Consider the following 18,322-nt stretch of genomic DNA (forward strand, 5'->3'; position numbering starts at 1 on the left):
CTCTGAGATAAATCCTGGAAATGGCTCAGGCAGTGAGCGAAGGCGCGTCGCTGCGCAGCGTCGGGCAGAGCTGTAGCATTTCCAGTAAAATCGCCACGTAGCTGCGGGCCTCCGCTTTTAAGTCAAAGGATTGCGGGGCAAAAAGCCAGTTTTCCATCAGGCCCGAAATGTAGCTGCGCATCAGAATAGCCGCCCGGCGGGTCAGGAGATTGGCCGGTAGCAGTTTAGCCTGCATGCACTGGTTCAGGTTCTGTTCAATGCGGTCATAGCTTTCCAGGCTAAGGCTGCGTTGCGCCTGCTGCACAACAGCCATCTCTCCCACAAACTCACATTTATGGAAAATAATTTCCATCATTAACCGACGGCGCTCTTCAACTACCGTCGCTTCAAGGATATATACTAATATTTCTCTTAATACTGAGAGTGGATCGTCAGGGAATTTTGCCCGATACTCACTCTCGAGATCGCTAATGCTGGACTCTGAAAGCTCCCAGATTTCACTGAACAGATCTGACTTGTCTTTAAAATGCCAGTAAATCGCTCCCCGCGTAACGCCAGCGGCCTGAGCAATCTGTGCCAGCGAGGTTGACGAAACACCTTGCTGAGAAAATAAGCGGATTGCCACATCCAGAATGTGTTGTCGGGTTTCAAGCGCTTGTTGTTTGGTTTTTCGTGCCATAAGTGGGTGAATTTACAGGCGTCAGATTTACATACATTTGTGAATGTATGTACCATAGCATGACGATAATATAAACGCAGCAATGGGTTTTTGGACTCAGGACCATTGATCAATTTGAAATCGGACACTCGAGGTTTACATATGAACAAAAACAGAGGGTTAACGCCTCTGGCGGTCGTTCTGATGCTCTCAGGCAGCTTAGCGCTTACAGGATGTGACGACAAACAGGCTCAACAAGGAGCGCAGCAGATGCCAGAAGTTGGCGTTGTGACGCTCAAATCCGAACCTCTTCAGATCACCACCGAATTGCCTGGCCGCACAAGTGCTTATCGCATTGCAGAAGTTCGTCCTCAGGTGAGCGGCATTATCCTGAAACGTAACTTTACCGAAGGCGGCGATGTGCAAGCCGGTGAGTCTCTGTATCAGATTGATCCCGCAACGTATCAGGCGTCGTATGAAAGCGCGAAAGGCGACCTGGCGAAAGCGGAAGCGGCGGCCAAAATCTCTCAGCTGACGTTGAATCGTTACAAAAAACTGCTCGGTACGCAGTACATCAGCCAACAGGACTACGACACAGCCCTGGCGGATGCACAGCAGGCTAACGCGGCCGTTGTGGCAGCAAAAGCGGCTGTCGAAACCGCGCGCATCAACCTGGCCTATACCAAAGTGACCTCCCCTATCAGCGGTCGTATTGGTAAATCCTCCGTGACGGAAGGGGCGCTGGTACAAAACGGTCAGGCCACAGCGATGGCAACCGTGCAGCAGCTTGATCCGATCTACGTTGACGTGACGCAGTCCAGCAACGATTTCCTGCGACTGAAACAAGAGCTGGCAAACGGCACCCTGAAGCAGGAGAACGGTAAAGCCAAAGTGGAGCTGGTCACTAACGACGGCATCAAATATCCACAGGCGGGTACGCTGGAATTCTCTGATGTGACGGTCGACCAGACCACCGGTTCCATCACCTTACGTGCGATCTTCCCGAACCCTGACCACACCCTGTTGCCAGGTATGTTCGTTCGTGCCCGTCTGGAAGAAGGCACTAACCCAACCGCACTTCTGGTTCCACAGCAGGGTGTGACCCGTACGCCACGCGGCGATGCGAGCGCACTGGTTGTTGGCGCTGGTGACAAAGTCGAAATGCGCAATATCACTGCTACGCAGGCGATTGGCGATAAGTGGCTGGTGACGGACGGTCTGAAAGATGGCGATCGCGTGATTGTTACTGGTTTGCAAAAAGTTCGTCCTGGCGCGCAGGTTAAAGCACAGGAAGTGAAGTCTGACGATAAACAACAAGCTTCGGCCGCTGGCCAGTCAGAACAAACCAAGTCTTAACTTAAACAGGAGCCGTTAAGACATGCCTAATTTCTTTATCGATCGCCCCATATTCGCATGGGTGATCGCCATTATTATCATGCTGGCCGGGGGACTTGCGATCCTGAAGCTGCCTGTTGCGCAATATCCGACCATTGCGCCACCGGCGGTGACGATCTCCGCAACCTACCCGGGGGCGGATGCGAAAACGGTGCAGGATACCGTTACGCAGGTTATCGAACAGAACATGAACGGTATCGATAACCTGATGTACATGTCCTCAAACAGTGACTCTACCGGTACGGTTCAGATCACCCTGACCTTCGAGTCAGGTACTGATGCTGACATCGCGCAGGTTCAGGTACAGAACAAACTGCAGCTGGCGATGCCGCTGCTGCCGCAGGAAGTACAACAGCAGGGTGTGAGCGTCGAGAAATCGTCCAGTAGCTTCCTGATGGTTGTTGGCGTTATCAACACCAACGGCACCATGACGCAGGAGGATATTTCCGACTACGTGGGCGCCAACATGAAGGACGCCATCAGCCGTACTTCAGGTGTGGGTGACGTTCAGCTGTTTGGTTCCCAGTACGCGATGCGTATCTGGATGGACCCGAACAAACTGAACAACTTCCAGTTGACGCCGGTTGACGTCATCAACGCCATTAAAGCACAGAACGCCCAGGTTGCAGCCGGTCAGTTAGGCGGTACGCCGCCGGTGAAAGGCCAGCAGCTTAACGCGTCCATCATCGCGCAAACCCGTCTGACCTCCGCCGATGAATTCAGCAAAATTCTGCTGAAAGTGAATCAGGACGGTTCGCAGGTTCGCCTGCGTGACGTGGCAAAGGTGGAGTTGGGTGGCGAAAACTACGACATCATTGCGAAGTTTAACGGCAAACCGGCTTCCGGTCTGGGTATCAAACTGGCGACCGGTGCTAACGCCCTGGACACCGCAACGGCTATCCGTGCTGAACTGAAGAAGATGGAACCGTTCTTCCCGTCAGGTCTGAAGATCGTTTATCCGTATGACACCACGCCATTCGTTAAAATTTCGATTCACGAAGTGGTTAAAACCCTGGTAGAAGCGATCATCCTGGTCTTCCTGGTGATGTATCTGTTCCTGCAGAACTTCCGCGCGACGCTGATTCCAACCATCGCCGTACCGGTCGTCTTGCTCGGAACCTTCGCCATACTGGCAATATTTGGCTACTCGATAAACACCCTGACGATGTTCGGGATGGTGCTCGCCATCGGCTTGCTGGTGGATGACGCCATCGTGGTCGTAGAAAACGTCGAGCGCGTCATGGCGGAAGAAGGTCTGCCGCCTAAGGAAGCAACCCGTAAATCCATGGGCCAGATCCAGGGCGCGCTGGTCGGTATCGCGATGGTGCTGTCCGCCGTATTTATTCCGATGGCCTTCTTCGGGGGCTCTACCGGTGCGATTTACCGTCAGTTCTCCATCACTATCGTTTCTGCGATGGCGCTGTCGGTGCTGGTGGCGTTGATCCTGACGCCTGCGCTGTGTGCAACCATGCTGAAACCGATTCAGAAAGGCGGTCACGGCGAGCACAAAGGGTTCTTCGGCTGGTTTAACCGCATGTTTGATAAGAGCACGCACCACTATACCGACAGCGTGGGGAACATTCTGCGCAGCACCGGTCGTTATCTGCTGCTATATATCATCATCGTGGTGGGCATGGCCTATCTGTTCGTTCGTCTGCCAAGCTCGTTCCTGCCAGATGAAGACCAGGGCGTATTCCTGACGATGGCGCAGCTTCCGGCGGGTGCATCGCAAGAACGTACCCAGAAAGTGCTGGATGAAGTGACGGATTACTACCTCACCAAAGAAAAAGCGAACGTTGAATCCGTGTTTGCGGTTAACGGCTTTGGCTTTGCGGGTCGTGGCCAGAACACCGGTATCGCCTTCGTTTCACTGAAAGACTGGTCTGAACGTCCGGGCGAAGAGAATAAGGTTGAGGCGATCACCGGCCGTGCAATGGGCACCTTCTCGCAGATTAAAGATGCGATGGTCTTCGCCTTTAACCTGCCAGCGATCGTTGAACTGGGTACGGCGACCGGTTTCGACTTCCAGCTGATTGACCAGGGCGGTCTGGGCCACGAGAAACTGACTCAGGCGCGTAACCAGCTGTTTGGCGAAGTGGCTAAACACCCTGACCTGCTGGTCGGCGTGCGTCCTAACGGCCTGGAAGATACGCCGCAGTACAAGATCGACATCGACCAGGAGAAAGCGCAGGCGCTGGGTGTATCCATCAGCGACATCAATACCACACTGGGCGCAGCCTGGGGCGGTAGCTACGTTAACGACTTCATCGACCGCGGTCGTGTGAAGAAAGTGTACGTGATGTCTGAAGCGCAATACCGTATGTTGCCGAACGATATCAACAACTGGTACGTTCGCGGCAGCGATGGCCAGATGGTGCCGTTCTCAGCCTTCTCGACGTCGCGCTGGGAATACGGTTCACCGCGTCTGGAACGTTATAACGGGCTGCCATCCATGGAAATTCTGGGTCAGGCCGCGCCGGGTCGAAGCACCGGTGAAGCCATGAACCTGATGGAAGAGTTAGCCAGCAAGCTGCCTGCGGGTATTGGCTATGACTGGACCGGTATGTCCTATCAGGAACGTCTGTCCGGTAACCAGGCCCCTGCCCTGTACGCCATTTCACTGATTGTGGTGTTCCTGTGTCTGGCGGCACTGTATGAGAGCTGGTCAATTCCGTTCTCCGTTATGCTGGTGGTGCCATTGGGGGTTATCGGTGCGCTGCTGGCCGCAACGTTCCGTGGGCTGACCAACGACGTGTACTTCCAGGTAGGCCTGCTGACAACCATTGGCTTGTCGGCGAAGAACGCGATACTTATCGTCGAATTCGCCAAAGATCTGATGGAGAAAGAAGGTAAAGGCCTGATCGAAGCCACGCTTGAAGCTGTTCGTATGCGTCTGCGCCCTATTCTGATGACCTCACTGGCATTTATCCTCGGGGTACTGCCGCTGGTTATCAGCTCTGGTGCGGGTTCCGGCGCACAGAACGCGGTAGGTACCGGGGTAATGGGCGGTATGATCACCGCGACCGTACTGGCTATCTTCTTCGTACCGGTGTTCTTCGTGGTGGTTCGCCGCCGCTTCAGCCGGAAGAATGAAGATATTGAACACAGTCATTCGGTAGAACCTCACTGATACCGGTTTCACATGATAAAAAGGCCGCATTAGCGGCCTTTTTCATTTATGAAAAAAATCATAAAATACGCTTATTGTCGTTTTATTTATTTTATGCCATGTTTAAAGGGCATATCATAATTAGCAGAAAACTTAATGGGCGAACTCAGGATTGTTTTAATTCCATTTCGCCGCTTAACTTATTAGGAATATTCCTAATAACAAGTCCATACAAAGAAAATTCTGAATCCGGACTTTTTCCGCGTGTTTACGCTAAATCAATGAAACGTAAGGAAGCGAAAAAAAACCAGCGTTAATTTGGATAAAAGTGTTCATCTTAGGATGTACTATTGCGTAAACGCTCGCAGACTCTGATTTTAATTGTAATTTTTCGTAATAGCGCGGTGAAATCCTGATCAGAGTGGCTTATAGTTAGAGTGAACAGGAGCACAGCACCCGTAGAGCTAAGTAGGTTGTATCCATCCCGACAATGATGTTCGGTGAGTAAGAAATCACTCAGAAGGGGATGCGCTATGGACGAGTACTCGCCAAAAAGGCATGATATCGCGCAGTTGAAATTTCTCTGCGAATCCTTGTACCATGACTGCCTTGCCAATCTTGATGAAAGTAATCATGGCTGGGTGAACGATCCAACATCGGCCATCAATTTGCAATTGAATGAGTTGATAGAGCATATCGCGACCTTCGCACTTAATTATAAAATTAAGTACAATGAAGATAATAAACTGATTGAGCAAATTGACGAATACCTGGATGACACCTTTATGTTGTTCAGCAGCTACGGCATTAACGCGCAGGATTTGCAGAAATGGCGTAAATCTGGAAACCGGCTATTCCGCTGTTTCGTCAACGTGAGCAGAGCTAACCCGGTTAGCCTTTCCTGTTAAAATTATTACAATGACTAAGGTGAATTTATGTCTGATAAACCACTCACAAAAACCGATTATTTGATGCGCTTACGACGTTGTCAGTCAATTGACACACTCGAACGCGTGATTGAAAAAAATAAATACGAGCTTTCTGATAATGAACTGACCGTATTTTATTCAGCCGCTGACCATCGCCTTGCCGAGCTGACCATGAATAAACTGTATGACAAAATTCCGCCTTCCGTGTGGAAATTTGTCCGTTAGTTGTTGAAGTGTGTCTGTAGAGGTTCTACGCCACTCTCTTAGTTGTTTATACCTTTCGAATTACGATCCCGGTGTTAAAGCCAGGTCTCCGTGTAAAACGTGATCATTAGCAACAATGTTGTGACTTTAGTCACACGCGCTTTTCGGGAACGTTCCCTTCCTGGCTTATCCCGATTACCCTGCGGTAATCGAACCCAGAGAGGCATCCTATGAGCGTAGAAAAACAGAAAATGATTGCGGGTGAACATTACCGTCCTGGTGATGAAACATTACGGGCCGACCGACTGCGTGCCCGCCATCTGGTTCACCGCTATAACCACTCCGCCCCCGATGAGAAAACAGAACGCCAGAAGATTCTGGCGGAACTGCTGGGGCAAAGTGAAGGGGCTTATATTGAGCCAGCTTTCCGTTGTGACTATGGCTATAACATTTTCCTGGGCAAAGAATTTTACGCTAACTTCGACTGCGTGATGCTCGATGTCTGCCCTATTCATATTGGTGATAACTGTATGCTCGCGCCTGGCGTGCATATTTATACGGCCACCCACCCGCTGGATGCCGAAGAACGCAACAGCGGAGTGGAATACGGTAAACCCGTGCGCATTGGCAATAATGTCTGGATCGGCGGACGGGCGGTGATTAACCCGGGCGTCACGGTGGGGGATAATGTGGTGATTGCCTCCGGCGCTGTGGTGACAAAAGATGTCCCGGCCAATGCCGTCGTCGGGGGTAATCCGGCGAAAATTATCAAAATGCTGTGAGGATGTGGGGAGTCAACTGTTATGGTCTTTCGGCGCGTAACTGTTACTTTTTTCAGTCAAATGGCTCCCCTAAAATAGGCAGATCCCCTGTATTCAACAATCATGAAGGCAAAAAATGACCGAAATACAGCGCCTGCTTACCGCCACCATCGACGATCTCAACATCCGCGAAAAGCGCGATAATCGCCCGCGCTTTAGCATTAGCTTTATTCGCAAACATCCAGGCCTGTTTGTCGCAATGTATGCCGCCTGGCTGGCAACGCTGATTGTCATGCTGAAATCCGAAACGCTGGTGGACTCCGTCTGGCTGCTTGTGGTGCTGTTTGTGGTATTTAACGCGTTTTTCTTTTTTGACGTGCATCCGCGCTATCGTTATGAAGATATCGACGTGCTCGATTTCCGGGTCTGCTATAACGGCGAGTGGTACAACACCCGTTTTGTCCCGCCGGAACTGATCGACAGCATTCTGCACTCCCCTGCGGTAGAAACCGAACAAAAAGAGAAACTGCAAAAAATGGTCTCAACCAAAGGCCAGCTCTCTTTCTATGATGTCTTTACCCTTTCCCGCCCTGCTGTTGCGTGATGAGTATCTGTATGCGTCGGATAGCCGACGCATACAGTGAAGCGGATGTGTTCCCGTAGCCTAATACCAGACCGCTCTGCCCCTGTTTTGTATCAAGGTAATACCCGCTCAATGCCGCTGGAGCCAGCTGATACGCCCTGGCCTGTTCCACCAGTTGCCTGTCGTCGATTCCGTCAATCGCCACCGTCAGATGCATGCCCCCTTCCCCCGCCAGAATCCGGTGTGGTACATGAAGCTCCGCATTCAGAGCCTCACGCAACTGCCGGTAGCGTTTACGATAGAGACGACGCATGGCTGCCAAATGGCGGGCATAGTGACCCTCTTCAATGAACAGCGCCAGGGTACGCTGCTCGGCGCGATGCCCACCGCGCAATAACGAACCGATGGCCGGGCGTGCCGCTTTCGCCAGCGCCGGGGGGAAAACCATAAACCCCATTCTGAGCGACGGGAATAACGTTTTGCTGAATGTACCCAGATAAACAACGGGCGCATGGTTAATCATTCCCAGCATCGCCGGTACCGGCTCACCGCTATAACGAAACTCGCTGTCGTAATCATCCTCGATAATCCAGGCGTTATGTTGTCGCGCCACATCCAGTAACGCCAGACGCCGCCGCGCGCTGAGGACACTTCCGTACGGAAACTGATGTGAAGGTGAAGTAAAAATAAGCGAAGGGGACGGCGCCTCTGTTCCTTCCCAGCACATGCCCTCTCCATCAACCGGTATTCCCGTTATGGCTAAACCCGCTTTCACAAAGGCGCTTTTTGCGCCGGCATAGCCGGGATCTTCCACCCAGGCAACATCGCCCGGCTCACTCAATAGCAGGGTGCAGAGGTTCACACCTTCCAGTGCGCCTTCGGTGATCACAATCTGGCTGGCGTCGCAGTCAATCCCGCGGGAAAGCGCAAGGTGGCGGGCAATGGCCGCCCGCAAAGCAGGTTCCCCGGCGGGATCGCCGTAGCCCAACAGGGCACTTCCCTCCTCCCGCAACACGCGATCGTACAGGCGCCGCCAGAGCGGCAAGGGAAAATAGTTGATGGCCGGTGTCCCCGGCGTAAAGGCCAGAACCGGCGTGCTACGCGGTACAGGGGCAGGCAGTGCGCTAACCCGCCCGGCAAGCGCAACCGCAGGTGCCGGTAAATCCTGCGCGAGCTGACGGGCCGCCAGCGGTGCCACCCGCGTTCCCTGGCGGCTACGCAACAGATACCCTTCGAGGGTGAGCTGTTCCAGTGCCCCATTAACGGTGTTTCGGGAAAGGGAGAGGTGCCCGGCCAGCGTCCTGGAACCAGACAGGCGACTACCGGACTGTAACCTGCCGGACAATATGTACTCCCGCAATGAAAGATAAAGCGTGCGCTGCAGCGTCTCTTGTCCGCGGTTTTTCAGCGCCGTATTCAGCAAGGTATACAGTTCATCGCCAGGAATATTCATCGCCCCTCCTCGTGGTACCACCAAAACATAGCCTGTTGGTCCTTTTTAAGGAACCACTTCTTCACTAGTCTGGAACTCTTTACAACGTCACGGAGATGAAGATGAATACTTTCAATCAGTTTGGGCAGCCGGTGGGCGAAGCGCTAATCGACTGGCAGCCCCGTCAGCCCCCTTCCCGGGTGGTCCTTCAGGGCCGCTACTGCTGGCTTGAGCCGCTGCAGGTGGTGCATGCCGGTGCGCTGTTTGCCGCTTATTCGCTCGCCGGGGATACCCGAAGCTGGACATGGCTTCTGCGTGAACCCGATGCCACCGCCGGTGAATTTGCCGCATGGGTGGCAAGCGTGAGTGAATTATCAGACCCGATACACTTTACCGTCTTCGATAATCAGACCCGCTCCCCGGTGGGAACCCTGGCCCTGATGCGTATCGACCCCAAAAATGGCGTTGTGGAGGTGGGACACGTTCATTTTTCCCCGCTGTTGAGCCGCACGCCGATGTCTACCGAAGCGCAGTTTCTGCTGATGCAATACGTGTTCGATACCCTGGGCTACAGGCGTTATGAGTGGAAGTGCAACAGCCTGAATGAGCCTTCCCGCAAGGCTGCGCTGCGTCTGGGCTTTTTGTTTGAGGGGCGTTTTCGCCAGGCGCTGGTCACCAAAGGCCATAACCGGGATACGGACTGGTTTTCGATTATCGACAAAGAGTGGCCAGCGCTGGCGAGCGCCTTTGAAAGCTGGCTTGCCACCGACAATTTTACTGCCGATGGCAAACAGAAAAGATCCCTGGAAAGCTGGCGTGAAACGGGCGTCTAGCGTCTTTTTTTACGTCCCTGAACTGCTTTAAAGCGCGGGTTTGATTTGCAAATCACATACAGGCGTCCCTTACGTTTGACTATCTGGCAATCCGGGTGACGCTGTTTCGCACTCCGCAACGAGTTAAGTACCTGCATGATCACCCCCGCTTCGCATTAAGAAAGCCGCCAAAACGTTTACGGAAGCGCGCCGCGCTGCCATCCGTCGAGAAGGTTTTCTGTTTGCCGGTATAAAACGGATGCGATTTTGAAGAGACCTCGATGGTGATGTAAGGATAGGTTTCACCGTCGAGTTCAATTTCGCGGTCAGTCTTGATGGTTGAACCAACTTTAAAGTATTCATTGGCGCTGGTGTCGTGAAACACCACGGTGCGATAGGCTGGATGGATATTGGGTTTCATCGTGAATCACTCATGTTTTGTTATAACATAACAAAATAATATCCAGGCTCTGCGGTAAAAACAACCCCCGAGAGTGCATCACATTTCCGACGATATTTTTTGATTTCGCTGCTGCGGAACGAAAACCATGACGCTCACGTGCTATAACTATATCATTTCGCGGTAAAAAATTTCTCCTCTGGCAAGCGTCTCAGTGCCCTGGAGTGGGCATATGAGGAAGGACACGGCAGCATGAAAACCCGACATCTGGTCAGCCTGGTGACTGGCATACTGATCTTTTCTGTGCTGATACCGATTTGCCTCAGTATCTGGCTGGCGCATCGCCAGGCGGAAGAAAAATTTGTCGATGCGCTGGACAGCTATGCCTCACGCGTGCTGTTGCGTACGGACAGGGTTGTTGGGCAGGCCAAGGAAGCGCTCACGCAGCTGCAGACCTTTAAAGGCCCTCCCTGTAGCCATTTGCATTTACGGGAAATGCGCCGGATCGCCTTCTCGTGGCTCTATGTTCAGGAAGTGATCTACACCGATAACCTTAAACCACTGTGCTCGTCGCTGGAACAGGTCAGCAAAGCGACCGCGTTCCCGCCGCCCATGCGCATTACGGAAGATGGCTATAGCGCGTGGCTTACGAGGCCAAATGAACTCGGTTTCAACCGCAACATGGCCGTGCTGGGGCAAGGACATTATCTTGTACTGGTCGATCCCGCCTCGCTGGTGGATGTGATCCCCTTCGCCGATATTTCTATCGATGCCGCCCTGGTAGCGAACGCAACGCATCTCGTGTTCTCCAGCAGCAGCAAACTGGATCCGCATATCCGCGACATGATTAAAGATCAGGAGATGGTCAGTGTTGAGTACAACGGTGCAATGTACGTCATGAAGCCCGTACCGGAGCTGGGAATAAACGTTGTTGCATGGGCTGCGCTGAAACCGCTGGCGGAAACCTGGCACCGGCAGCTCCTTTTCTGGCTGCCGTTTGGCATGCTGATAAGCCTGCTTGCCGCCCTGTTTGTTCTGCGGATATTGCGTCGCATCCAGTCACCGCGTAACCGCCTGCTTGATGCCATCAATAACCGCGAATTCGAGGTTTACTACCAGCCTATTGTGGCGCTCTGTAGCGGGAAAATAGTGGGCGCAGAGGCGCTAACGCGTTGGCCTCAGCCTGACGGGAGTAGCCTGTCGCCTGACAGTTTCGTCCCGCTGGCGGAACAAACGGGGCTTATCTCGCGCCTCACGCATCTGGTGATCGAAAAAGTGTTCGAGGATATGGGCAACTGGCTGCATCTCCATGCCGATCAGCATATCTCCGTCAACCTCGCGCCTGCAGATTTAACCTCCGGCAAGCTGCCGCCGCTTCTGAGCCAGCTACTAAATAAATGGCAAGTCCGCCCGGAACAGATAGCGCTTGAATTAACCGAACGCGGCTTTGCCGATCCCAAAATCAGCGCACCGGCCATCGCCGCTTTTCGCCGTTCGGGCCACGCCATTTACATCGATGATTTTGGCACGGGCTATTCCAGCCTGAGCTATCTGCAGGATCTGGACGTCGACACGCTGAAAATTGATAAGTCGTTCGTGGATGCGCTGGAGTACAAAAACGTAACGCCACACATTATAGAAATGGCGAAATCACTGAAGCTGGCGATGGTTGCTGAGGGCGTGGAAACCGCAGGGCAGCTCGCCTGGCTGCACCGTCACGGCGTGCAATACGGGCAAGGCTGGTACTACAGTAAGGCGCTGCCAAAAGCGGAATTTATGGCATGGGCAGAAAATAACCTTAACGCCCCATCTACTTCAGATAAGATTTGATCACCTGTAAAACCACGCCAAGATCGGCCTCACGCTGATCTTCCTCAGGCTCTTTGACGACGTGATCGGTTAAATGGCCTTCGATCACCTGCAGCATCATGCCATTCACCGCACCGCGGATCGCGGCCAGCTGCTGTAATACCTCGGCACACTCATGCTCGTCGTTACTGAGCATTTTTTCCAGCGCGGTGCTCTGCCCCTGAATTTTCTTCAGGCGAGTCAATAACATCTTCTTGTGACGAACCGTATGTGACATCTCTGCATCCTTCTTCTTCTGGCGGATAAAGCATAACACGCCCTACTCCCCCTGAGTATTTTTCTACTGGGGGGTAGTATTCAACTACTGGGGGGGAGTACTATCTGCGCACCTTTTCCAGTGCGGATTTTGTAATGAACGATTTTGCTTCTCTTCTGCAACAGGGCAACGCATGGCTATTCATTCCCAGCGCGATCCTGCTCGGTGCCCTGCATGGTCTTGAGCCGGGCCACTCTAAAACAATGATGGCGGCCTTTATTGTGGCGATCCGTGGCACGCTGAAACAGGCGGTATTATTGGGGCTGGCGGCCACGCTTTCCCATACCGCGGTGGTCTGGATCATTGCCATGGCGGGATTATGGTTTGGTCGCGGCTGGGATGCGCAAACCTCTGAACCCTGGTTCCAGCTTATCTCTGGGGTATTGATCGTTTTGATCGCACTGTGGATGGCGTGGCGTACCTGGAAGGAGAATCAGCCGCACGATCATCATCATCATCATCATCACCATCACCATCACCATGACCATGACCACCATCATGATCATCATGAACATCAACTGGTTGCAGAGGAGTGGCAAGACGCCCACCAGCGCGCCCATGCGCAGGATATCAATCGTCGTTTTAACGGACAAAACGTCACCACCGGGCAAATTGCGATGTTTGGACTGACCGGCGGGTTGATCCCCTGCCCGGCGTCAATCACCGTCCTGCTGATCTGTCTGCAGCTCAAGCACTTTGCCCTGGGTGCCACGCTGGTATTTAGCTTCAGTATTGGTCTGGCGTTAACGCTGGTGGCATCGGGCGCGATTGCCGCGTTAAGCCTTAAACATGCCACAAAACGCTGGCCGGGGTTCAGCGAGTTTTCTCGCAAAGCACCGTGGTTCTCTGCGGCACTGATTATCCTGGTGGGGGGTTACATGATCCTGCACGGGTTAGGCGGTATCCTGGCCTGAACCAGGCGGCCAACGCGTGGCCGCCACCTAAGGTCAGTTGAGGTTCTGACGCCAGCTAAAGCGATAGCGAAGCTGGCGATTTTGCAGGATAAATTCCGGCGAGACGCTGGGGCTCCAGGAGTCATCTCCACCCACGCCCATATGGAACGCATCAAGATTGAGCCAATACCCCGGCTCGTCACGCAGCAGATGGTGATGGGTTGTCTCACGCAGCTGTTGCTGGCTGTAGCGGCTCACAGAGAAATGGAACTGCCCGTTCAACTGATGCGTCCCCAGCACCAGTTCACGGGTATCGCACCGCAAGCCGTTTTCCGTCGGGAAGATGTACGGCGTATGCATTGCCTGCAGCGGCAACGTCCAGCGCCCCTGCTGTGCTGCCAGCTTTCTGTCCGGGTAGTTTTCATGCGGCCCCAGCCCCAGCCAGTGAACGGCTTCCGGCGGCCGGGCAAGATGCATGCTCAGGCCAATACGCGCAGGCTCCGGAATATCAGACGCAACCTCTACTTCAACCTCACCGTGCAGCACACCCTGATCGTCCACTCGCCAGACTTTACGGCTCAGGAACAGCGCTTTGCCGAGATGTTCCCAGGCATGCAGCGTCGTGACTACCGCCTCGCGGGCATGCTGCTCTCCTTCACAACGCAGCAACCGCGGGGTGACGTCGTACATCCCCGCCGCCTTCCAGCGCTCCACCCATGCATTTGGATCGATACGCGTGGCCTCGCTGACCCCGATATCATTGTCCAGCGGCGCGCGGGTAAAGTTATCCGTCAGCGGCGAGAGCAGCGTTTCAACGCCATTGTTCAGCCACTGCGTCAGGTGTCCTGAGGTACGGTCAAATATCCATCGCTGCTGCTGGTGCGTCAGGGTCAGCATCACATCGGTTTGCGTCAGTACCGGGGGCACACCCACCGGTGCGGGCGGGGCGATAAACAACGGTGCCGGGAGTGGCCACTGATCCCACGCGCAGCGATGGTTTTCCGGTGACCACGGTGTTGCCTTCAGCTGGTACACCTCTACATTCAGCCAGACCTCGCCCGGCTCTGCCGTCAGCGCGGGCAGCGAGATGTCCAGACGCTGACTCTCCTGAGGCGCGATGCAGAGCGTAACCTCCCCCTTAGCCAGCACCGTTCCGTCACGGGTCACCGACCATCTGAGCACCTCGTTATCCGTATGACGGAACAGGTAATCGCTTTGCACGTCCACCACCAGCGGAGAAGTGCTTACCCGCGTAAAGGTAAAGAACTGCTGCGCGCGCTGAGCCTCATACAGTGCCGGGTGCGGCGTGCGATCGGGGAATACCAGCCCGTTAAGGCAGAACTGTCGGTCATTGGGTGTATCACCAAAATCGCCGCCGTAGGCCCAGAACGGGGTGCCATTTTCATCTTTCTTCGTCAGCGCCTGGTCGACCCAGTCCCAGACAAATCCTCCCTGCAGACGCGGATGGCTACGAAACGCCTGCCAGTATCTGGCGAAGCCGCCAAAGCTGTTGCCCATTGCGTGGGCGTATTCGCAGAGGATCAGCGGTCGGGTTTCATCCGGCAACCCGATCCATTTTTTAATGGACCACTTCGGCACCGCCGGGAACGGCTGATCCTGATCAACACGGGCATACATCGGACAAATGATATCGGTCGCCGCCGTGTTCGCCCCACCGCCTTCATATTGAACCGGGCGCGTCGGATCGGTGGTTTTTAGCCAGCGATACAGCGCGTCGTGATTTGCACCGTGGCCAGACTCATTGCCCAGCGACCAGATGATAATGGACGGATGATTACGATCGCGTTGCACCATGCGGGTCACGCGCTCGCTCATGGCGGGCAGCCAGCGGGGATCGTCAGCGAGACGACTCATCGGCACCATGCCGTGGGTTTCGATATTGGCCTCGTCAACCACATACAGGCCGTAGCGATCGCAAAGCCGGTACCACATAGGATGGTTTGGGTAGTGTGAGCAGCGCACGGCGTTGAAGTTGTGCTGCTTCATGATTTCGATATCGCGACGCATCGTCGCTTCGTCCATCACCTGGCCGTTTTCCGGGTGATGTTCATGCCGGTTGACCCCGCGGATCAGCAGTGGCTTGCCGTTGAGCTTCAGCAGGCCATTGCTGATTTCAACGCGGCGGAAGCCCACGTCACAGGCTTCAATCTCCAGCACCTCACCCTGCGGGTCCAGCAGTGCGATCGTCAGCCGATAAAGCGCTGGGGTCTCAGCACTCCATAAGGCGGGTGACGCAACCGGGAGCGCCACCGTCAACCGCTCGGCCCAGTTGCCGCGTTCATCCACAATGGCCGAGCCTGGCTGCCGGGTGGCGCTGGCACAGCGTTCACCGTTGCGCCAGAGCGTTATTGCCACCTCGCACTCCGTAAAGTGAGCGCCCGCCAGGGCGACATCCACCTTCAGCACGGCGCGATCCAGCTCCACATTGAGGTCGGTGACAACCTGATAATCCGCGATGTACGTCTCCGGCTTATGCAGCAGCGACACATCGCGGAAAATCCCGCTCATGCGCCACATGTCCTGATCTTCCAGATAGCTTCCGTCGCACCAGCGCAAAACCATCACGGCCAGACGGTTCTGACCAGCACGCAACACGTCCGAGAGATCGAATTCGGCCGGCAGACGGCTGTCCTGGGAATACCCCACCCACTGACCGTTGCACCAGAGATGAAACGCCGAGTTCACGCCATCAAAGATAATGCGGGTTTGCCCGCCCTCGAGCCACGCGTCCTCCACTTCAAATGTGAGCGAGTAACAACCGACCGGATTCTCTGCCGGAACAAAGGGCGGATTGACGGGAATGGGATAGGTAACGTTGGTGTAAACAGGTGTATCAAACCCCTGCATCTGCCAGTTTGACGGCACCGGCATCGCAACGGCATCCGGGCAATCTTCGCCTGTCCATGCCTGCGGAACCTGCTCAGGTGCAGAAAAGAAGCTAAATCGCCACTCCCCATTCAGGGAACGTCGGCTGATGGATGCCGCGTCCTCTCTGGCGGCGTGTTCATTACGCCAGCTGTGAAATGGCGCATGCGCCGCCAGCCGGTTCCACTGGGTGACGCCGGGATTTTCCCAGTCCCGACGGGCCAGAAGTGCGCTGAGAGTCAGCGAGACAGTATTGGACATGTTTTCCTCTTTGCGAAGCGCTCACAATTTCACTCAACATGCCCTGGCAAACTGCCGCGGTAAAGCGCGGGATCGCCGTGTAGCGAGTCAGATCACAAAAGTGTTACTGGCGGGCAAGTAGCTCTGCCAGCAGGGCCAGGCTTCTGAGCTGCTGCGCAAGATCCTCACGATCGGCCTGCTGCGGGGTGCGACGGGCACTGGATTGTCGGCTAATCAACGTGACGGGCAACTGAACCTGCCAGCAGGCTTCATGGCGGGCGGGAGCCAGCAGCCACTCCACACTTTGTTCACCTGCCTCGCGAAATGCCTGACGGATGGTGGTAAGCGGAGGTGAAAACCAGGCGCTGTCGGCGGTATCGTCAAACCCCACTATCGATATCTGGCCCGGGATCGTCACCCCTTTTTCCGCGCAGGCCCGCATCACCCCCAGCGCCATTTGATCGTTAGCCACCAGAATGGCATCCGGTAACGTTGCAGCAGACAACAGCGCATGCCCCTTCTCATAACCGCAGGCTGCGCTCCAGTCGCCGTAGGCCACCGCCGCCGCCTCAAGGCCGGCTTCCTCCAGCGCGGCTTTCCATGCCGCCAGACGGGCACGAGCGGAAACAGAGCTTTCCGGCCCGCTCAGCAATGCAATACGCTGATGCCCGAGCGACAGCAAATGTTCAACGCCCAGACGAGCGCCCTGTTCCGCATTGAACACCAGGCTGTTGACCGCTGCCGACGGAGAGACATCCAGAAACAGCACCGGCACGGGCGACGCCAGTGCCTTGAGTTGTTCGGCATGGGGATCGTCAAGCGGCACGTTCACCAGCAGGGCTTCCACGCGCTGCGCCAGCAGCTCCTGAAGCGCGGCCTGGCACTGTTGCGGATGTTCCACCATTGAGATCAGTACGCTCGCCCCCTTTTCTACCGCCCGGGATTTGACCGCAGAGACAATTTGCGAAGGCGCATGCAGCGCCAGATCGGTAGTGATCAGTCCCAGCGTACGGGTGCGCTTGCCCGCCAGCTGCTGCGCGCCACGGTTAGGAACATAGTGCAGCTCCGCCATGGCCTGCTGCACCTTTTCCCGTGTCCGGGCAGAAACATGCTCCGCGTCGTTAATCACACGGGAAACGGTTTGATAAGACACCCCCGCAAGGAGGGCAACATCATAGAGGGTAATGGCTTTCATGCGTTCCGGCCTGGTGTTAACAGAGCCGTCTATTGTGGCACAGCGCGGCCATTAATACCTGTGAGCGCTTCGCAAAATTAAACAACCCGCTCTGGCTGAGGAACGTTATCCGTACGCGGCTTCTGACGGAACCACGGCAAACAGAGCTGGATAAGCGGGCCGATGGTCAGGGCATACAGTACCGTCCCGACGCCAAACGTTCCGCCAAGGACGCAGCCAATCAGCAGAACACTCACTTCAATTGAGGTTCGAACGCTGCGGATTGACCACCCCAGCCGGGCGTGAATGCCGGTCATCAGTCCATCGCGTGGGCCCGCCCCGAACCCGGCACCGATATACATACCGGTTGCTATCGCGTTCAGCACAATGCCCCCAACCAGCAGAGCAATCCGAATGGGGAGAAGATCCAGCTCGGGGATAAGGGCCATCGAGGCATCCGCCGCCAGGCCAATACAGACTACGTTACTGAGCGTTCCCAGCCCAGGCATCTGACGCAGCGGGATCCACAGCAGCAGCACCGCGGCACCGGTCAAAATAATCACCGTACCGATGGTCATCCCCAGCTGTAATCCCACCCCAAGGTGAAACACATCCCATGGGTCAACCCCCAGATCCGAACGAATAAACATCGCGGTTGAAAGCCCGTACAGGCCTAAACCAACGTACAGTTGCAGCAGACGACGTACCATTTTAGCTTCTC

The 18,322-nt window shown here is 54.9% G+C and carries 17 protein-coding genes; 9 read left to right on the forward strand and 8 right to left on the reverse strand.

Annotated elements, in window-relative coordinates; all coding sequences use genetic code 11:
* Positions 1 to 25: 25 nt before the first annotated feature.
* The gene (acrR, locus tag AX755_RS08755; protein WP_013095892.1) at positions 26 to 679 is read right to left on the reverse strand and encodes a multidrug efflux transporter transcriptional repressor AcrR; all 654 of its coding nucleotides are present in this window, start codon (positions 677 to 679) and stop codon (positions 26 to 28) included.
* 141 nt (positions 680 to 820) lie between these two features.
* On the opposite strand from acrR, the gene acrA reads away from it, so the two are divergent.
* From acrA to AX755_RS08785, 6 genes are all read left to right on the forward strand, one after another.
* Positions 821 to 2,014: a multidrug efflux RND transporter periplasmic adaptor subunit AcrA gene (gene acrA, locus AX755_RS08760; protein WP_023620093.1), complete on the forward strand. Its 1,194-nt coding sequence runs from the start codon at positions 821 to 823 to the stop codon at positions 2,012 to 2,014.
* 22 nt (positions 2,015 to 2,036) lie between these two features.
* Positions 2,037 to 5,183, forward strand: coding sequence for a multidrug efflux RND transporter permease subunit AcrB (gene acrB, locus AX755_RS08765; protein WP_013095890.1), 3,147 nt, complete (start codon positions 2,037 to 2,039; stop codon positions 5,181 to 5,183).
* A 512-nt stretch (positions 5,184 to 5,695) separates the two neighbouring features.
* Positions 5,696 to 6,070, forward strand: a complete 375-nt coding sequence (gene tomB / locus AX755_RS08770) for an Hha toxicity modulator TomB (RefSeq protein ID WP_008499288.1) — start codon at positions 5,696 to 5,698, stop codon at positions 6,068 to 6,070.
* 27 nt (positions 6,071 to 6,097) lie between these two features.
* Complete coding sequence (locus tag AX755_RS08775) at positions 6,098 to 6,316, forward strand: HHA domain-containing protein (RefSeq protein ID WP_013095889.1); 219 nt, start codon at positions 6,098 to 6,100, stop codon at positions 6,314 to 6,316.
* A 209-nt stretch (positions 6,317 to 6,525) separates the two neighbouring features.
* Entirely contained in the window at positions 6,526 to 7,077 is a 552-nt protein-coding gene (gene maa / locus AX755_RS08780) for a maltose O-acetyltransferase (protein WP_013095888.1), read from the forward strand.
* A gap of 115 nt (positions 7,078 to 7,192) precedes the next feature.
* Positions 7,193 to 7,660: a YlaC family protein gene (locus AX755_RS08785; RefSeq protein WP_013095887.1), complete on the forward strand. Its 468-nt coding sequence runs from the start codon at positions 7,193 to 7,195 to the stop codon at positions 7,658 to 7,660.
* On the opposite strand, the gene pdxR is transcribed toward AX755_RS08785, so the two are convergent.
* Entirely contained in the window at positions 7,632 to 9,092 is a 1,461-nt protein-coding gene (gene pdxR, locus AX755_RS08790) for a MocR-like pyridoxine biosynthesis transcription factor PdxR (protein WP_048970693.1), read from the reverse strand. The genes AX755_RS08785 and pdxR overlap by 29 nt on opposite strands.
* Positions 9,093 to 9,193: 101 nt before the next feature.
* Between pdxR and AX755_RS08795 the strand changes: the two genes are divergently transcribed.
* Positions 9,194 to 9,904 (forward strand): GNAT family N-acetyltransferase, encoded by a 711-nt coding sequence (locus AX755_RS08795; RefSeq protein WP_062856620.1) that lies wholly within the window; start codon positions 9,194 to 9,196, stop codon positions 9,902 to 9,904.
* Here AX755_RS08795 and ykgO read toward each other — a convergent pair.
* Together ykgO and AX755_RS08805 are read right to left on the reverse strand one after the other, a co-directional pair.
* Complete coding sequence (gene ykgO, locus AX755_RS08800) at positions 9,901 to 10,041, reverse strand: type B 50S ribosomal protein L36 (RefSeq protein WP_003859006.1); 141 nt, start codon at positions 10,039 to 10,041, stop codon at positions 9,901 to 9,903. The two genes, AX755_RS08795 and ykgO, sit on opposite strands and share 4 nt — an antisense overlap.
* 2 nt (positions 10,042 to 10,043) lie before the next feature.
* Entirely contained in the window at positions 10,044 to 10,304 is a 261-nt protein-coding gene (locus tag AX755_RS08805) for a type B 50S ribosomal protein L31 (protein WP_006176933.1), read from the reverse strand.
* A gap of 231 nt (positions 10,305 to 10,535) precedes the next feature.
* On the opposite strand from AX755_RS08805, the gene AX755_RS08810 reads away from it, so the two are divergent.
* Positions 10,536 to 12,113 (forward strand): EAL domain-containing protein, encoded by a 1,578-nt coding sequence (locus AX755_RS08810; RefSeq protein WP_023620097.1) that lies wholly within the window; start codon positions 10,536 to 10,538, stop codon positions 12,111 to 12,113.
* Here AX755_RS08810 and AX755_RS08815 read toward each other — a convergent pair.
* Positions 12,094 to 12,369 (reverse strand): metal/formaldehyde-sensitive transcriptional repressor, encoded by a 276-nt coding sequence (locus tag AX755_RS08815; protein ID WP_014830896.1) that lies wholly within the window; start codon positions 12,367 to 12,369, stop codon positions 12,094 to 12,096. The two genes, AX755_RS08810 and AX755_RS08815, sit on opposite strands and share 20 nt — an antisense overlap.
* Before the next feature lie 134 nt (positions 12,370 to 12,503).
* On the opposite strand from AX755_RS08815, the gene AX755_RS08820 reads away from it, so the two are divergent.
* Positions 12,504 to 13,322, forward strand: coding sequence for a nickel/cobalt efflux protein RcnA (locus tag AX755_RS08820; protein ID WP_062856621.1), 819 nt, complete (start codon positions 12,504 to 12,506; stop codon positions 13,320 to 13,322).
* 33 nt (positions 13,323 to 13,355) lie between these two features.
* Here AX755_RS08820 and AX755_RS08825 read toward each other — a convergent pair whose 3' ends face one another.
* The 3 genes from AX755_RS08825 to yczE form a co-directional block, all read right to left on the reverse strand.
* Positions 13,356 to 16,448, reverse strand: a complete 3,093-nt coding sequence (locus tag AX755_RS08825) for a beta-galactosidase (RefSeq protein ID WP_062856622.1) — start codon at positions 16,446 to 16,448, stop codon at positions 13,356 to 13,358.
* 103 nt (positions 16,449 to 16,551) lie between these two features.
* Complete coding sequence (locus tag AX755_RS08830) at positions 16,552 to 17,622, reverse strand: LacI family DNA-binding transcriptional regulator (protein ID WP_062856623.1); 1,071 nt, start codon at positions 17,620 to 17,622, stop codon at positions 16,552 to 16,554.
* Positions 17,623 to 17,699: 77 nt separating this feature from the next.
* Entirely contained in the window at positions 17,700 to 18,311 is a 612-nt protein-coding gene (yczE, locus tag AX755_RS08835) for a membrane protein YczE (RefSeq protein ID WP_013095879.1), read from the reverse strand.
* Positions 18,312 to 18,322 lie beyond the last annotated feature (11 nt).

The sequence above is a fragment of the Enterobacter sp. SENG-6 genome, from assembly GCF_001605945.1.
Lineage (GTDB): Bacteria > Pseudomonadota > Gammaproteobacteria > Enterobacterales > Enterobacteriaceae > Enterobacter > Enterobacter cloacae.

Excerpts from the sequence above, each read along its gene's own strand:
- AX755_RS08775 (WP_013095889.1), top strand. The coding sequence starts at position 6,098 with ATGTCTGATAAACCACTCACAAAAACCGATTATTTGATGCGCTTACGA.
- AX755_RS08795 (WP_062856620.1), top strand. The coding sequence starts at position 9,194 with ATGAATACTTTCAATCAGTTTGGGCAGCCGGTGGGCGAAGCGCTAATC.
- AX755_RS08810 (WP_023620097.1), top strand. The coding sequence starts at position 10,536 with ATGAAAACCCGACATCTGGTCAGCCTGGTGACTGGCATACTGATCTTT.
- maa (WP_013095888.1), top strand. The coding sequence starts at position 6,526 with ATGAGCGTAGAAAAACAGAAAATGATTGCGGGTGAACATTACCGTCCT.
- AX755_RS08825 (WP_062856622.1), bottom strand. The coding sequence starts at position 16,448 with ATGTCCAATACTGTCTCGCTGACTCTCAGCGCACTTCTGGCCCGTCGG.
- AX755_RS08820 (WP_062856621.1), top strand. The coding sequence starts at position 12,504 with ATGAACGATTTTGCTTCTCTTCTGCAACAGGGCAACGCATGGCTATTC.
- acrR (WP_013095892.1), bottom strand. The coding sequence starts at position 679 with ATGGCACGAAAAACCAAACAACAAGCGCTTGAAACCCGACAACACATT.
- AX755_RS08830 (WP_062856623.1), bottom strand. The coding sequence starts at position 17,622 with ATGAAAGCCATTACCCTCTATGATGTTGCCCTCCTTGCGGGGGTGTCT.
- AX755_RS08805 (WP_006176933.1), bottom strand. The coding sequence starts at position 10,304 with ATGAAACCCAATATCCATCCAGCCTATCGCACCGTGGTGTTTCACGAC.
- tomB (WP_008499288.1), top strand. The coding sequence starts at position 5,696 with ATGGACGAGTACTCGCCAAAAAGGCATGATATCGCGCAGTTGAAATTT.
- ykgO (WP_003859006.1), bottom strand. The coding sequence starts at position 10,041 with ATGCAGGTACTTAACTCGTTGCGGAGTGCGAAACAGCGTCACCCGGAT.
- AX755_RS08785 (WP_013095887.1), top strand. The coding sequence starts at position 7,193 with ATGACCGAAATACAGCGCCTGCTTACCGCCACCATCGACGATCTCAAC.
- acrB (WP_013095890.1), top strand. The coding sequence starts at position 2,037 with ATGCCTAATTTCTTTATCGATCGCCCCATATTCGCATGGGTGATCGCC.
- acrA (WP_023620093.1), top strand. The coding sequence starts at position 821 with ATGAACAAAAACAGAGGGTTAACGCCTCTGGCGGTCGTTCTGATGCTC.
- AX755_RS08815 (WP_014830896.1), bottom strand. The coding sequence starts at position 12,369 with ATGTCACATACGGTTCGTCACAAGAAGATGTTATTGACTCGCCTGAAG.
- yczE (WP_013095879.1), bottom strand. The coding sequence starts at position 18,311 with ATGGTACGTCGTCTGCTGCAACTGTACGTTGGTTTAGGCCTGTACGGG.
- pdxR (WP_048970693.1), bottom strand. The coding sequence starts at position 9,092 with ATGAATATTCCTGGCGATGAACTGTATACCTTGCTGAATACGGCGCTG.